The sequence below is a fragment of the Burkholderia stagnalis genome (assembly GCF_039848545.1).
GTDB classification, from domain to species: domain Bacteria; phylum Pseudomonadota; class Gammaproteobacteria; order Burkholderiales; family Burkholderiaceae; genus Burkholderia; species Burkholderia stagnalis.
The window spans coordinates 2,527,472-2,541,756 of the sequence record NZ_CP156686.1 but is presented as its reverse complement, the minus strand read 5'-3'; the positions used below and the strand labels follow the sequence as shown (position 1 = coordinate 2,541,756).

12 protein-coding genes are annotated in these 14,285 nt (G+C 69.5%); 8 read left to right on the top strand and 4 right to left on the bottom strand.

What is annotated here, in order from left to right; translation table 11 throughout:
• The first annotated feature begins 107 nt into the window (after positions 1–107).
• A complete protein-coding gene (locus tag ABFO07_RS28090; RefSeq protein WP_059809041.1) occupies positions 108–1,034 on the top strand; it encodes a LysR family transcriptional regulator in 927 nt (308 codons plus the stop codon).
• A gap of 256 nt (positions 1,035–1,290) precedes the next feature.
• Here ABFO07_RS28090 and ABFO07_RS28085 read toward each other — a convergent pair whose 3' ends face one another.
• The 3 genes from ABFO07_RS28085 to ABFO07_RS28075 form a co-directional block, all read right to left on the bottom strand.
• On the bottom strand, positions 1,291–2,754 hold the full coding sequence (locus ABFO07_RS28085) for an MmgE/PrpD family protein (RefSeq protein WP_124491705.1): 1,464 nt from the start codon (positions 2,752–2,754) through the stop codon (positions 1,291–1,293).
• A gap of 47 nt (positions 2,755–2,801) precedes the next feature.
• A complete protein-coding gene (locus ABFO07_RS28080; protein WP_059882949.1) occupies positions 2,802–3,884 on the bottom strand; it encodes a porin in 1,083 nt (360 codons plus the stop codon).
• Between the two features lie 179 nt (positions 3,885–4,063).
• On the bottom strand, positions 4,064–4,954 hold the full coding sequence (locus tag ABFO07_RS28075; protein ID WP_060014322.1) for an HpcH/HpaI aldolase/citrate lyase family protein: 891 nt from the start codon (positions 4,952–4,954) through the stop codon (positions 4,064–4,066).
• A gap of 234 nt (positions 4,955–5,188) precedes the next feature.
• Here ABFO07_RS28075 and ABFO07_RS28070 point away from each other — a divergent pair, with 234 nt between their 5' ends.
• The 4 genes from ABFO07_RS28070 to ABFO07_RS28055 all read left to right on the top strand — a co-directional run bounded on the left by ABFO07_RS28070 (position 5,189) and on the right by ABFO07_RS28055 (position 9,918).
• Positions 5,189–5,953 (top strand): IclR family transcriptional regulator, encoded by a 765-nt coding sequence (locus tag ABFO07_RS28070; RefSeq protein ID WP_026044329.1) that lies wholly within the window; start codon positions 5,189–5,191, stop codon positions 5,951–5,953.
• Positions 5,954–6,014: 61 nt separating this feature from the next.
• Positions 6,015–7,295, top strand: coding sequence for a CaiB/BaiF CoA transferase family protein (locus tag ABFO07_RS28065; protein ID WP_059564332.1), 1,281 nt, complete (start codon positions 6,015–6,017; stop codon positions 7,293–7,295).
• 83 nt (positions 7,296–7,378) lie between these two features.
• Positions 7,379–8,407: a cyclase family protein gene (locus ABFO07_RS28060; protein ID WP_081064472.1), complete on the top strand. Its 1,029-nt coding sequence runs from the start codon at positions 7,379–7,381 to the stop codon at positions 8,405–8,407.
• A 65-nt stretch (positions 8,408–8,472) separates the two neighbouring features.
• Positions 8,473–9,918: an MFS transporter gene (locus ABFO07_RS28055; RefSeq protein WP_347468994.1), complete on the top strand. Its 1,446-nt coding sequence runs from the start codon at positions 8,473–8,475 to the stop codon at positions 9,916–9,918.
• Positions 9,919–9,938: 20 nt separating this feature from the next.
• On the opposite strand, the gene ABFO07_RS28050 is transcribed toward ABFO07_RS28055, so the two are convergent.
• The gene (locus tag ABFO07_RS28050; RefSeq protein ID WP_060014320.1) at positions 9,939–10,967 is read right to left on the bottom strand and encodes a zinc-dependent alcohol dehydrogenase family protein; all 1,029 of its coding nucleotides are present in this window, start codon (positions 10,965–10,967) and stop codon (positions 9,939–9,941) included.
• 103 nt (positions 10,968–11,070) lie between these two features.
• Between ABFO07_RS28050 and ABFO07_RS28045 the strand changes: the two genes are divergently transcribed.
• The 3 genes from ABFO07_RS28045 to ABFO07_RS28035 all read left to right on the top strand — a co-directional run bounded on the left by ABFO07_RS28045 (position 11,071) and on the right by ABFO07_RS28035 (position 14,285).
• Positions 11,071–12,015, top strand: a complete 945-nt coding sequence (locus ABFO07_RS28045) for a LysR family transcriptional regulator (RefSeq protein WP_060351548.1) — start codon at positions 11,071–11,073, stop codon at positions 12,013–12,015.
• 260 nt (positions 12,016–12,275) lie between these two features.
• Positions 12,276–13,499 carry an RNA-guided endonuclease InsQ/TnpB family protein gene (locus ABFO07_RS28040; RefSeq protein ID WP_124491722.1) on the top strand — a complete coding sequence of 408 codons (1,224 nt, stop codon included), beginning with the start codon at positions 12,276–12,278 and terminating at the stop codon, positions 13,497–13,499.
• Between the two features lie 144 nt (positions 13,500–13,643).
• Positions 13,644–14,285, top strand: coding sequence for an MlaC/ttg2D family ABC transporter substrate-binding protein (locus tag ABFO07_RS28035; protein WP_059883632.1), 642 nt, complete (start codon positions 13,644–13,646; stop codon positions 14,283–14,285).

Sequence of the window (14,285 nt, the reverse complement as noted above, 5' to 3'; positions counted from 1 at the left end):
GATTGGACTATTCTTGTGCATTGCACTAAATATCAGGGTAATTCTCTAATTGCGTTAACGCGTAATTAGGGTTCGGTGATTAACCTGTTTAGTGGATGGTCACAATCATGAATCTTCGATCGATCGACTTGAACCTGCTGGTGATACTCGACGCGCTGCTGACGGAGAAGCAGGTCACGCGGGCCGGCCTGAAGATCGGCCTCACGCAGCCGGCCGTCAGCAACGCGCTGTCGCGCCTGCGCTACGTGTTCAAGGACGAGATTCTCGCGCGCACCACCCTCGGCATGGAATTGACGCCGCGTGCGCAGGCGCTCGTGCTGCCGGTTCGGCAGATCATGCAACAAATCGAGTCATTATTTGAATCGGATTATCAATTCAATCCGTATACGTCGGAGCGTCATTTCACGGTCCGCATGTCGGATCTCACCGAATTGCTGATGTTGCCCGCCTTGTTGCGCCTCATGCGGCTGACGGCCCCGCATATCGGCATGGACGTCGTGCACCTGAGCGCGGCCAAGACCGCCGACGCGCTCGAAGCGGGGCGGCTCGACCTGGCGATCAGCGCGGGCATCGCGCATTCGGGCACGCTGTCGTCGCAAACGGTGTTTCAGGACCGGCTCGTCTGCGTGCTGAGCCGCAGCCATCCGGAGGCGGAGCGGCCGCTGACGCTCGAGCGCTTCCTCGCGCTCGACTTCCTCAACGTGTCGATCAACCCGGTGGACCACAGCCTGATCGACAACCAGCTCGCGAACATGAACTTCACGCGGCGCATCGCGCTGAACGTGCCGCACTGGCTCGTCGTGCCGAACATGCTCGACGCGCTGCCGTACGCGGTGATCATGTCGGAGCGGCACGCGCTGAGCCTCGACGATGCGCGGCTCGTGATCCGCGAGCTGCCGCTGCCGATGGAGCCCGTCACCTGGTCGCTGTACTGGCACCGCCGCTATGACGCGAGCAACGCGCATGCGTGGCTGCGCAACTGCATCGTCGAGGTCGCGGAATCGCTCGAGCAGGACGTTACGGCGGCGGCGTAGCGCGCCCTCCGCCATTCGCCGTTAGCCGTTAGCTGCCGCCGTGCCGCCGCTCAGCCTCAGCCTCAGCCGACCACCAGCAGCGACGGCAGCGCCGCGACGTCGGGCTGTTCGTCGAGCCGCCACAACGCCGACGCCGTGCCGCCGTGCCGCCGCTCAGCCTCAGCCGACCACCAGCAACGACGGCAGCGCCGCGACGTCGGGCTGTTCGTCGAGCCGCCACAACGCCGACGCCGTGCCGCCGTGCCGCCGCTCAGCCTCAGCCGACCACCAGCAACGACGGCAGCGCCGCGACGTCGGACTGTTCGTCGAGCCGCCACAAGTAGTCGAGCGCCGCGCGCGTCTGCGCGTCGCGCCAGTGCCGCCGGCAGTTCTTCGCGAACTTCGCTTCGTAGTCGCCGCGCTGCATCGGCCGCGTCGGCGAGCCGGGCAGGTCGTCCACCTGCTTCGTGAAGATCGCGCCGTCGTCGCGCACGGCCGTCACGCGGTTCGGTGCCTGCGCCGGATAGCGGGCGGTCAGCGCCGGGTCCGCGTGCACCGTGACCTTGTCGATCAGCACGCGCAGCGCCGGATCGTGCAGCGCGTCGTGCCGGTAGCTCTCGGTCGTGATGTCGCCGTCGAGCATCGCGCGCGCGACGATGTACGGCAGGCTGTGGTCGGCGGTCTCGTGGGTCGACGGCGCCCATTTCTCGCGGTCGCGGCCGGCCGTCACGTAGCCGACCTCGGTCGTGTGGATCTCGATGCGGCGGATCCGGCGCAGGTCGCCGATCTGTGATGCGACGTCGAGCGCCGCCGGGATCGCCGTCTGCGTGAGCCCCTGCGCCGGATAGAACTTCACGAAGCACTTGCCGATCCGGAACGCGCCGCCGCGCCCGCCGAATTCGCCCGTGTCGATGGCGAACGGCCCCGACACCTGCGGGAAGAACCCGGCCATCCCCTCGAAGATCGGCGACGGGCCCGTGAGCCCGGCGCGCGCGAGCTGCGTGGAGAACACCGCATTGCGCGCGGCGTCCGCATCGGCGAGCGCCTTCCAGTTCGACAGCTCCTGCACGCGCGTCTGGTTCAGCGCGAGATGGCTGTTGATCGACAGGCTGATCGCCTGCACGAGCTGCGGCGCGGGCAGGCGCATCAGCTTGCCGGCGGCGAGCGCGACGGCCGGCAGGCTGTAGCACGTGTGATCCCAGCCGCGCGGGCTGATCGCGGCGGCGTCCATCAGCCGGCAGGCGATCTCGTACGCGATCGCGATCGACAGGATCAGCTCGCGGCCGCTCGCGTGCTGCGCTTCCGCGACGGCGAGGCACGCGGACATGTTGTCGCTCGGGTGGCCGGTCTCCTTGCCGGCGTACGCGTCGTTGAAATCGAAGTAGCGCAGCGCGGTGCCGGTCGCGAAGGCCGCGAGATCGGGGCTCGTGCGCTGCGCGGTGCCGATCACCGTCGCGACGCCGCCGGGCGACGCGAGCGCCGCGTCGCGCGCGATGCGCACCGGCCGTTCGTCGTGCGCGGCGATCGCGCAGCCGAGCGCGTCGATCAGGTGCGCCTTGACCGTCTCGACCGTGGCGGCGTCGAGGTCGTGGTATTGCAGCCCGGCCGCGTAGTCGGCGAGCTGTTGCGCGAGGTCCGGGCGGCCGTTGCGCGGGTCGGCCGCGGGCGATGCAGCGGCGCGGCCGAAGGGCAGCGCGAGCGCGGCGCCGGACAGCGTGGAAAGGAAGTGGCGGCGGTTCATTTTGGAAAACTCCGAAGGTTCCTGAAGCTGGGGGAGAGGCAATGGGCTCAGAACGCCTTGCGCATGCCGAGCGCGACGCCCACGCTGCTGGCGCGGCCGGCGGCGAGCGTGTAGTGCAGGAAGTTGTAGTTGTAGTTGTCGAAATCGAGCGCGGCGCGGCGCACGTAGCCGCCCGCCAGGTACAGCGTCGTGGCTTTCGACACGAAGTAGTTCAACTGCAGCGTGACCTGCTGCGGGTTGGCCGGCTGCGGCTTGCCCGCCTGCGCGTTCGCGGGGTTCTGCGCGTGGATGTCCTCGTAGTAGAACGCGCCGATCGCCTGCAGGAAATCGCTGATGCTGTAGCGCATGCCGGCCCACCAGAACGTGTAGCGCGTGACGACCGACGGCGTGTTCACGCCGCTCTGGCCGTGCACGACACCGGCCATCAGCTGCGCACGGTCGAACCGCACGATCGTGGACGCCGCGTAGCGGCGGAAATGCGCGAAGCCGCCCGGCTGCGGCGTGTGGACGTCGTCGAACGCGGCGGCGAACGAGAACGCGCCGCCCGCATAGTCGAAGCCCGCGCCGTATGCGGCGTTCGACTGGAATGCGCCCGGCGTGTTGCCGAACGCGTAGTGCGTTTCGAGCGTCAGCGCGCCGACCTTCGCGATGTACTTGGCGACGTTGTTCTCGCGGAAGTTGACGCCGACGACTGCGCCGGCCGGCTCGTACAGCGTCGAATACGCGCCGGTCGGCGAGTAGCGCTCCATGATGTCGAACAGCGTCGAGTACTGGCGGCCGAGCCGCAGCGCGCCCCAGCGTTCGTGCTGCAGCGCGACCCACGCGGAGCGGTCGAAGCCGCCGCCGCCGGTGGCGCTGCCGTTGTTCAGGTTGAAGCCGCTTTCGAGCCGGAACGCCGCCTGCCAGCCGCCGCCGAGATCCTCGACGCCCTTCAGGCCCCAGCGCGAGCCGCTCTTGCCGCCCGACGCCATGCGCACCTGCGACACCGACGACTTGTCGCCGGGCGCGGCCTGGTGCGTGAGGAATTCGGTGTAGATATCGGCGATGCCGTACAGCGTCACGCTGCTCTGCGCGCAGGCGCCGGCCGATACGAGGCCCAGTCCGCACAATGCGGACATCCGCTTGCCCATGGGTCGTCTCCTTTGGGGTGGTTTTTTTGTTGATGCGCCGTGCGGGTCGGGCGGCACGGCGGTGCTGCGGGGGCGCCGCTATCCGGGCCGGGCGGCGAACGAGCGGCCCGGCGCGCGGTGGCGCGAACGGAGCGGGGCGGCGCGGGCGGACGGGCGCATCGCGGCGTAACCGTGCACGCTCAGCGCGCGCGCGCCTGCACGGCCGCGTGGCGCGCGAGCACGCGCTTTGCGCGCGCGACGCCCGGCGCGTCGACCATCCGGCCGTCGACGCGCAGCGCGCCGCGCCCGCTGTCGCGGGCGTCCTCGTATGCGGCGAGCACCGCGCGCGCGTCGCGCACCGCGTCGTCGTCAGGCCGGAACGCGCGGTTCAGCGCATCGACCTGCAGCGGGTGAATGCAGGTCGCGCCCGCATAGCCGAGCGCCGCGGATGCGCGCGCGATGCGCTCGAACGCGTCGAGGTCGCGCAGCTCGTCGAGGCCGCCGATCAGGCCGAGCGGCAGGATGCCGGCGGCCCGCGCGGCGATGATCAGCAATTGCTTCGGCACGCGCAGCACGTCGGCGCCGGCGTCGCTCTCGCAGTGCAGCGCGAAATCGCCGCCGCCGAGCATCATCGCGACGACCCGCGACGACGCGCGCGCGATCCGGTCCATCGCCTGGAAGGCCTGCGGCGTCTCGACGATCGCGACGATCCGCGTGCCGCCGGGCATCGCGCCGGCGCCTTCCTCGAGCGTGCCCAGCAGCTCGTCGATCGCCTCGACGTGCGAGCCGCCGCGCACCTTCGGCAGCACGACGCCGTGCGCGCCGGCCCGCACGGCCGCGCGCAGGTCCGGCACGAGCAGGTCGAGCGGGCCGTTCGCGCGCACCAGCACGTCGCGGCCGGCGGCGCGCAGCATCGGCACCGCGTCGGCGAGCGCGTCGCGGGCCGCCTGCTTGTGCTCGGGCGGCACGCTGTCCTCGAGATCGAGGATCAGCGCATCGGCGTCGCTGGCGGCCGCCTTCGCGACGAAACGGGGGACGTGGGCGGGCACGTAGAGCAGCGAGCGCCAGACAGGTTGCGGCGACGAATTCATCGTTGTTCTCGTAAAAATGAAAGTCACTTTCATTTTTGTGATGGATGCCCCCATTCGTCAAGATTATCGTTAACGCCTAGATTCAAGGGACTTTGAAAGAAAATGAAGCGCCGACGCCGGTCGAATTCATGTTGATGTCATCGACGTTCTGCGTATAATGAAAGTGACTTTCATTTTTCAAGATGCCGGCCGGCGCCTCGCGGGAGGGGCGGCACGGCATCGCCAGAGGTGCATATGAGCAAGGTGGAGACAGGCAATCCGGCGGAAGGCGGCGTGGCCGCGGTCAATCGCGCACTCACGGCGCTGCTCGCGTTCGGCAGCGCGCCGGGCGGGCTGATGCTCGCGCAGGTGAGCGAGGAGACGGGCCTGAACATGAGCACGCTGCTGCGGATGTTCGAATCGCTCGAGCAGTTCCGCTTCATCAAGCGGCTGCCCGACGGGCGCTACGTGCTGGGGCCGGCGGTGTTCCAGCTCGGCATGATGTACCGCGAGTCGTTCCAGCTGCGCGAGTACGTGATGCCGATCCTGTCGACGCTGTCGGCGGACACCGGCGAGACGGCCGCGTTCTACGTGCGCGAAGGCGACCAGCGCGTGTGCCTGTTCCGCATCCAGGCGCAGCGTTCGGTGCGCACGCATTTGCGCGAGGGCGACCGCTTTCCGCTCGACGTCGGCGCGGCCGGGCGCGTGCTGCTCGCGTTCTCCGGCACGCGCGGCGGCGATTACGAGAAGACGGCCGAGCAGGGCTATGCGGTGTCGATCGCCGAGCGCGACCCGGAGAGCGCGGCGATCGCGTGTCCGGCGTTCGGCGTCGGCCGCGTGCTGAGCGGCGCGATCTCGCTCGGCGTGCCGCGCTACCGCTTCAACAAGAAGGTGCTCGCCGACTATCTGCCGCGCGTGCAGGCGGCCGCCGCCGAGCTGACGCACGCGCTGGGCGGCGACCTGCCCGCGGCCGGCGGCGCGTTCCGCGCGGCCGACCAGCTCGGCGCGCTGCTCGAATAGCGCCGGCGCGCGGCGCGCGCACTCCGCCCCGAACGACACCCACACCCACCAGGAGACACGCATGTTCGTTCCCGATACGCAGGCCGCCGACGCGGCCGGCGCGCGCCGTCGCGCGCCTACCGGCCCGATCCATCCGAAGTCGTTCGACGCCGGCGCGCGCGGGCCGCTGGCGGGCGTGCGCGTGGTCGACCTGTCGCGCCTGATGGCGGGCAACATGCTGAGCGTGCAGCTCGCCGATTTCGGCGCGGACGTCGTGAAGGTCGAGAGCGAGCGCGGCGACACGCTGCGCGCGGTCGGCGCGGGCGGGGTCAGCACCAACTGGAAGGTGTACGGGCGCAACAAGCGCAGCGTGTGCGTCGACCTGCGCGCGCCGGAAGGCCTCGACATCGTGCGGGGGCTGGTGCGCGACGCCGACGTGTTCGTCGAGAGCTTCAAGCCGGGCGTCGCCGAGAAGATGGGGCTCGGCCCGGACGCGCTGCTCGCGATCCGTCCGCAGCTCGTGATCGCGCGCATCTCCGGCTGGGGGCAGACCGGGCCGTTTCGCCACAAGCCGGGCTTCGGCACGCTCGCGGAAGGGTATGCGGGCTTCGCGGCGATCAACGGCTTCGCCGACCGCGAGCCGGTGCTGCCGCCGATGTTCCTCGGCGACATGACGGCCGGGCTGTCCGGCGCGATCGCGGTGCTGGTCGCGCTGCATGCGCGCGACGCGCAAGGCGTGGCCGGGCAGGTGATCGACGTGTCGCTGTTCGAGCCGCTGCTGTCGATCCTCGGGCCGGCCGCGGCGAACTACGCGCTGACCGGCCAGGTGAAGGCGCGCACCGGCAGCCGCTCGTCGAACACCGCGCCGCGCAACGCGTATCGCACCCGCGACGGCAAGTGGCTGTGCCTGTCGAGCTCGACGCAGGCGATGGCCGAGCGGCTGTTCCACGCGATCGGCCGCGCGGACCTGATCGACGATCCGCGCTACGCGACCAACGTGCAGCGCGTGCAGCACGCGGAGGCGCTCGACGCGATCGTCGGCGCGTTCATCGGCGCGCGCGATCTCGATGCCAACCTCGCGTTCTTCGAGGAAGCGGGCGTGACGGCCGGGCCGATCCACGACATCGCGCAGATCGTCGCGGACCATTACGTGATCGAGCGCGAGGCGCTGGTCGAGCTGCCCGACGACGACGTCGGCAGCCTGCCGATGCACAACATCACGCCGCGCCTGTCGGCCACGCCCGGCACGTTCCGCCGGCCCGCGCCCGCGCTCGGCGAGCACAACCGCGAGATCCTGCTGCCGCTGCTCGGCGAGCGCGAATACGAGCGGCTCGCGGGGCTCGGCGTGATTCGTTCGCAATAGGCGCGGCGTCGCGCGACGCGGCCGCGACAGACGGCTGCGCGCGCCGGCCCGCACGCATTGGACATCGCATGGAGGAGACACCCATGAAGCCACGCTGGACCCATCGGCCGCCCGGCTCGAACTGGGGGGATTTCGGCCCGGACGACCAGAAGGGGCGGTTGAACTGGCTGACGCCCGACGCCGTGCTGCGCGGCGTCGCGGAAGTGCGCGAAGGCCGCGTGTTCTCGCTGAGCCTGCCGCTCGACGTGCCGCGCGGCGGCGGGCTGAACGCGCGGCGCCGGCCGCCGGCGATCATGCCGGCGCTGCTCGGCGACAAGCCGTATTTCGGCTATCGCGCGGACGAACAGGTTGCGAACGCAACCGATGTGGTCTGCGACGACGCGTTCTGCATGCATTCGCAGTTTTCGACGCAGTGGGATGCGCTGTCGCACGTTGGTTCGCTGTTCGACGCGGACGGCGGCGGCGACCCGCAGCGCGTGTTCTACAACGGCTACCGGATGGGCGAGCACATCCGCGTGCCGGAAGCCGGTGCGCCGCAGGGCGGCGCGCACGCGCTCGGCATCGAGGTGATGGCGCGCACGGGCGTGCAGGGGCGCGGCGTGCTGGTCGACCTGCGCCGCCACTTCGGCGACGAACGGCGCAAGATCGGCTATGCCGAGTGGATGGCCGTGCTGCGCGCGGACGACGTGACGGTCGAGCGCGGCGACATCGTGTGCGTGCACACGGGGTTCGCCGACCGGTTGCTCGAGGCTGCCGCGCGCGGCGAATCGGGCGAGCAGGGCGCGCCGCACGCGTGCTGCGTGCTCGACGGCGACGATGCGCGGCTGCTGGAGTGGATCGCCGAATCGGGCCTGGCCGCGCTCGCGGCCGACAACCACGCAGTCGAGGAGCGCCCGCACAATGCGCCGCCGCGTGCGCGGCCCGGCGCGCTGATGCCGCTGCACGAGCTGTGCCTGTTCAAGCTCGGCATCCATCTCGGCGAGCTGTGGCACCTGACGCCGCTCGCCGACTGGCTGCGCGCGCACCGGCGCAACCGCTTCCTGCTCACCGCACCGCCGCTGCACCTGCGCGGGCTGGTCGGCTCGCCCGTCAACCCGGTCGCCACCGTGTGAACGTCGCCGCCGCGCGCGAGGCACGCGATACATGCGACGCGCCGGCGGCTCATCGAGGAAACGTCATGTCCCATACCCCTGCGGCGTCGATCGCCGCGCGCATCGACCGGCTGCCCGCGACGGCCAGCATCTGGAAGCTCGTGCTGTTCCTGAGCGTCGGCGGGTTCTTCGAAGTCTACGACCTGTTCCAGATGACCTACCTGCCGCCCGGGCTGATCCGCGACGGCATCTTCCACACCGGCGCGCACGGCGTGCTCGGCATGTCGGACCAGGGCGCGCTCGGCGCGGCGACGTTCGCCGGGCTGTTCATCGGCGAGATGTTCGTGTCGCGCCTCGCCGATCGCTACGGGCGGCGCGCGGTGTTCACCGGCGCGCTGCTGCTCTATACGGCCGCGAGCCTCGCGATGTGCGTGCAGACGAGCGCGCTCGGCATTCTCGTGTGCCGGTTCATCGCCGGCTGCGGCGTGGGCGCGGAGCTGATCACGATCGGCGCGTTCCTGACCGAGCTGGTGCCGAAGGCGGTGCGCGGCCGCGCGTTCGCGGTGTGCTTCGCGGTCGGCTACCTGGCGATGCCGGTGCTCGCGCTGGTGTCGTGGCTGTGGGTGCCGCGCGATCCGCTCGGGCTCGCCGGCTGGCGCTGGGTCGTGCTGCTCGGCGGCAGCGGCGCGGTGGTGGTGTGGTGGCTGCAGTCGCGGCTGCCGGAATCGCCGCGCTGGCTCGTGCTCGCCGGCCGCGAAGCCGAGGCCGAGGCCGTGCTGCAGCGGCTCGAGCAGGCGGTGGCGCGCGAATCGGGCCGGCCGCTGCCGGCCGTGCGGGCGCCGGCCGCCGCGGCGCCGCGCGCGCAGCGCGCGCCGTCGATGTGGGATGCGCGGCATCGCGGCCGCACGGCGATGCTGATCGCGTTCAACGCGTTCCTGAGCATCGGCTTCTTCGGCTTCAGCCAGTGGCTGCCGACGCTGCTCGCCGCGCAGGGCGCGACCGTCACGAAGAGCCTCTGGTATGCGTTCGTGATCGCGTTCGCGTATCCGGTGTCGCCGTTCGTCGCGGGCCTGCTCGCGGACCGCATCGAGCGCAAGTGGCTGATCGTCGCCGCCGCGTTCGGCGTCGCGCTGTTCGGCACCGCGTTCGCGATGGCGTCGCAGGCGGCGTTCGTGATCGCGTTCGGCGTGCTCGTCACGCTGTCGAACACGGTGCTCGCGAGCAACGGGACGGCCTACCAGTCGGAAGTGTTCCCGACCGAGATTCGCGGGCGCGCGCTCGGCTTCGTGCATTCGATCGGCCGGCTGACGGGCATCGCGAGCAGTTTCATCGTCGCGCTGCTGCTCGAGCGCGCGGGCGTGTCGGCGGTGTTCGCGCTGATCGGCGGCAGCATGCTGATCGTGATGCTGTCGATCGGCGTGTTCGGGCCATGCACCAACAACCGCGCGCTCGACGAGATCGCGGACGGCGACGCGGCCGCCGCGCCGGGCGATGCGGCGGGCCTCGACGCGTTGCCGACGCGGCGTTCTTGAACGCCGCCGACGAGCACCGCTCACGCCACTGTGATCACGACCTTGCCGAACGGGCCGCGTTCGAGATGCGCGAACGCGGCCGGCGCATCGTCGAACGCATGGACGTGCTCGACGACGGGCCGGATGCCGTGTTCGTCGAATGCGCGGTTCATCTGTTCGAACGCACGGCGGTGCCCGACCGTAATGCCCTGGACGACCGCCCGCTTCAGCATCAGCGGAAGCGCGGGCAGCACGAGATCGTCGCTGTCGAGAAAGCCGATCTGCGCGATGCGCCCGCCCGGCGCGACGGCCGTCGCGGACTGGCGCAGGTTCGCGCCGCCGACGAGTTCCAGCACGTGATCGACGCCGCGCCCGCCGGTCAGCTGGAGGGCCGCATCCGCCCAGTCGCGCGTGTCCGATGTGTCGATCGACGCATCGGCGCCCAGCGCCATCGCGCGCGCCGCTTTCCCGGCATCGCGCGACGTGACGATCACGCGCGCGCCGAACGCCCGCGCGATCTGCAGCCCGAACAGCGCGACGCCGCCGGTGCCCTGCACCAGCACGGTCTGGCCCGATTGCACGCCGCCCGTCTCGACGAGCGCGAACCAGGCGGTCAGCGCAGCGATCGGCAGCGTCGACGCCGCGGCATCGTCGAGCGACGCGGGCGTGCGCACGGCGGCCTGCTCGCCGAGCGTCACGTATTCGGCGAGCACGCCCGGCAGCGGGCCGCCCAGCGACAGGCCGTGCCGCGTCATCTCGGGCGGCGGGTCGCCGTCGATCCATTGCGTCCAGAAATGGCCGAGCACGCGATCGCCGACGGCAAAGCGCGTGACGTCCGCGCCGACGGCCACGACTTCGCCGGCCATATCCGAGCACGGCACGAACGGCATGGCCGGCAGGTCGGGCAGCAATGCGCCGTCGACCACGAGCGCGTCGCGATAGTTGAGCGACACGGCGCCGACGCGCACCAGCAGCTCGCGCGGCCCCGGCCGGGGCACCGGCACGTCGGCGAGTTCGAGGTGGGGCAAGCCGAACGCCGGCAACTGCCATTGTTTCATCGTCGTGTTCATGGGGTCTCTCGTTGCGGAAGGGAGCGACCGATCTTATGGACGACGCGTTCGCGCGTGTTGCGATATCTTTGCGCATGACTTCCGCCGATTCGTCGCCAATCCCGTGACTTCGAACCTCCATTCGCATCTGCAAGGCATCGCCGCCTTCGTGCATTCCGTCGAAACCGGCAGCTTCACCGCGGCCGCCGCGCGCATGGGCGTGTCGAAGTCGGTGACCGGCAAGAGCGTCGCGCGGCTCGAGGCCCGGCTCGGCGTGCGGCTGCTCAATCGCACGACCCGCAGCCTCGGCATGACGGCCGAAGGGCTCGCGTACTACGACAGTTGCCGCAAGGTGCTCGAGGAGCTGAGCGCGGCGGAGACGCTGCTGGCGTCGAGCATGCGCCGCGTGTCGGGCACGGTGCGGATCAACCTGCCGATCTCGTTCGGGCGCCTGTGCGTCGTGCCGGTGCTGGCGGAGATTGCGCGTGCGCAAGCCGATCTCGACATGAACATTTCGTTCACGGACCGCCGCGTCGACCTCGTCGAGGAGGGCGTCGATCTCGCGATACGCATCGGCGATCCGGGCGATCACGCGAGCCTCGTCGGGCGGCAGCTGTGCATGCAGCGGCTGGTGATCTGCGCGTCGCCGGACTACCTGCGGCGGCGCGGCGTGCCCGCGTCGTTCGACGCGCTGCGCGACCACGACTGCCTCGCATTCGGGAAGGACGGGCAGCCGCTGCCGTGGCCGCATGCGGACGCCGCGTCGGGCGGCGGCGAGCGGCCGGTACGCCCGCGCTACACGATCGGGCACGGCGAGGCATTGCGCGATGCGGCGCGCAGCGGCATGGGGCTCGCGTGCCTCGCGACGTGGCTCGCGATCGACGACGTGCGCGACGGCACGCTCGACGTGGTGCCGCTCGGCGCGCCCGTCGAGGACGTGCCGATCACCGCGCTGTGGCCGCGCTCGCGCACTCTCGCGCCGAAGGTGCGGGTGGTCGTCGATGCGCTCGTCGACGCGTTCCGGCCGGTTCCGCCGTGGGACCTGAACTGGCCCGCGCCTCGCGCGTGAGCGTTGCCCCGCGTGCGGCGCGCGATGCACCGTATCGCCGTGCGACGAGTCCCGCCGTTCAGGGTGGGGAAGGATAGCGCGGACGGCGTAGCCGTCCTTGGAGGTCAGTGTGTGTTCTGCTGCTGCTCGATGGACTGACGGATGATTTCGATGGGCGCACCGGCGCAGCTACCGGCAAAGTAGGGCGTCAATCACAACGTACAGTCCTCTTCCGTGCAGAAGATCGTTATCATCATTCATCGACCAACGGTACTGTCCGCATGCAACGCCTTCAAGCCTTCAAATACGAACTCATGCCGACCGGCGAGCAGCAGCGCCAGATGCGCCGCTTTGCCGGCTCGTGCCGTTTCGTATATAACAAGGCGTTGGCGTTGCAGAAGGCACGGTACGAGCAAGGCGACAAGAAGCTTGGCTACGCCGGGCTGTGCAAGGAACTCACGGCCTGGCGCAATGGCGCGGAAACACCGTGGCTGGCCGATGCGCCCGTGCATCCGCTGCAACAGTCGCTCAAGGATTTGGAGCACGCCTACGCGAATTTTTTCGCCAAGCGTGCAGACTTCCCGCGCTTCAAGAAGAAGGGTCGGTCGGACAGCTTCCGTTACCCCGATCCGAAGCAGATCAAGCTCGATCAGGCCAACGGCCGCCTGTTCCTGCCCAAACTCGGCTGGCTGCGTTACCGCAACAGCCGGGCGGCACTTGGCGTAGTGAGAAACGTCACCGTGAGCCAGTCCTGTGGCAAGTGGTATGTATCGATCCAGACCCAGCGTGAGGTCGAGCAGCCCGTCCCGCAGGCCACCACCGCGATCGGCATCGACATGGGCATCGCCCGCTTCGCCACCCTCTCGAATGGCGCGTTCTACGCACCGCTCAACAGCTTCAAGCGACACGAAGCCGCGCTGCGCAAGGCGCAGCGTGCGATGAGCCGAAAGACCCGGTTCAGTAGCAACTGGAAGCAGGCGAAAGCTCGCATCCAGCGCATCCATGCCCGGATCGGTAACGCCCGCCGCGACTACCTGCACAAGACTACGACCACGATCAGCCAAAACCACGCGATGGTGTGTATCGAGGACTTGCAGGTGCGCAACATGTCTAGATCGGCGGCGGGCACCACCGAGAATCCAGGCAAGCATGTTCGGGCCAAGTCCGGTCTGAACAAGGCTATCCTCGACCAAGGCTGGTTCGAGTTCCGCCGCCAGCTGGACTACAAGCTGGCGTGGAATGGTGGCTGGCTCATTGCGGTGCCGCCACGAAACACGAGCCGCACCTGCCCATGCTGCGGCCATGTGTCGGGGGACAATCGGCAGACGCAAGACCAATTCGAATGCGTGGAATGCGGTTTCGAAGAAAACGCCGATGTGGTCGGCGCGATGAATGTTCTCAGGGCGGGACACGCCCGTTGCGCCTGTGAAGTGAGCGGTGAGTCAATACCGCCAGCAGCAGGAACCCACCGAAGCGACTCAGGGGTGGCTCGATGCCGCGCCTGAGCGCCGTAGGAATCTCCGGCCTTCGGCCCGGGAGGAAGTCAAGGCGATGCGCTTACATTAGGACCTCATTTTGAGTATGCTCGTTAAGGCCTGCACTTCGTCGAACCTGAAATGATCAAACGTACGCGAATCGCCGCCGTTGCCATGGCCCTGGTTCTGGCCGTGCCGCTCATCGCCCTGCCGACGCCCGCCCGCTGCGACACGGCGCGCGCCGAAATCGACGACAAGTCCAGCGCGCAGACGCTGATCCGCTCCGTCACGCGGGAGATCCAGGAAGAAATCCGCTCGCGCGCGATCGAGCCGGGCGATACGGCCCGCATCCGGGAAATCGTCAACCGCGACATCCTGCCCTATACGGATCTGCGGCGCACCACGCGGCTCGCGATGGGCCCGTTCTGGCAGAAGGCGACGCCCGAGCAGCAGGACGCGCTCGCGAAACAATTCGAGCAATTGCTGATCCACACCTATTCGGGCGCGCTCGGGCTCGTGACGCCCAACCAGGAATTCCGCTATCCGCCGCTGCGCGAGACGGCCGACCAGACCGACATCGTCGTGAAGACGCTCGCGATGTACAACGGCGAGCCCGTCGCGATCGACTACCGCCTGTATCGTTCGCCGGCCGGCTGGCGCGTGTACGACCTGAACGTGATGGGCGTGTGGCTCGTACAGATCTACCGGCACCAGTTCCGCGAGGAGATCCAGCAGAAAGGCGTCGACGGGCTGATCCGCACGCTGGCCGAGCGCAACGCGACGCTGTCCGCCGCGCCGCCGCCGTGGAAGCAGTGA

Coding starts and splice junctions, on each gene's coding strand:
- ABFO07_RS28055 (WP_347468994.1), top strand. CDS start 8,473: ATGTCCCATACCCCTGCGGCGTCGATCGCCGCGCGCATCGACCGGCTG.
- ABFO07_RS28035 (WP_059883632.1), top strand. CDS start 13,644: ATGGCCCTGGTTCTGGCCGTGCCGCTCATCGCCCTGCCGACGCCCGCC.
- ABFO07_RS28065 (WP_059564332.1), top strand. CDS start 6,015: ATGTTCGTTCCCGATACGCAGGCCGCCGACGCGGCCGGCGCGCGCCGT.
- ABFO07_RS28040 (WP_124491722.1), top strand. CDS start 12,276: ATGCAACGCCTTCAAGCCTTCAAATACGAACTCATGCCGACCGGCGAG.
- ABFO07_RS28090 (WP_059809041.1), top strand. CDS start 108: ATGAATCTTCGATCGATCGACTTGAACCTGCTGGTGATACTCGACGCG.
- ABFO07_RS28050 (WP_060014320.1), bottom strand. CDS start 10,967: ATGAACACGACGATGAAACAATGGCAGTTGCCGGCGTTCGGCTTGCCC.
- ABFO07_RS28085 (WP_124491705.1), bottom strand. CDS start 2,754: ATGAACCGCCGCCACTTCCTTTCCACGCTGTCCGGCGCCGCGCTCGCG.
- ABFO07_RS28070 (WP_026044329.1), top strand. CDS start 5,189: ATGAGCAAGGTGGAGACAGGCAATCCGGCGGAAGGCGGCGTGGCCGCG.
- ABFO07_RS28075 (WP_060014322.1), bottom strand. CDS start 4,954: ATGAATTCGTCGCCGCAACCTGTCTGGCGCTCGCTGCTCTACGTGCCC.
- ABFO07_RS28060 (WP_081064472.1), top strand. CDS start 7,379: ATGAAGCCACGCTGGACCCATCGGCCGCCCGGCTCGAACTGGGGGGAT.
- ABFO07_RS28080 (WP_059882949.1), bottom strand. CDS start 3,884: ATGGGCAAGCGGATGTCCGCATTGTGCGGACTGGGCCTCGTATCGGCC.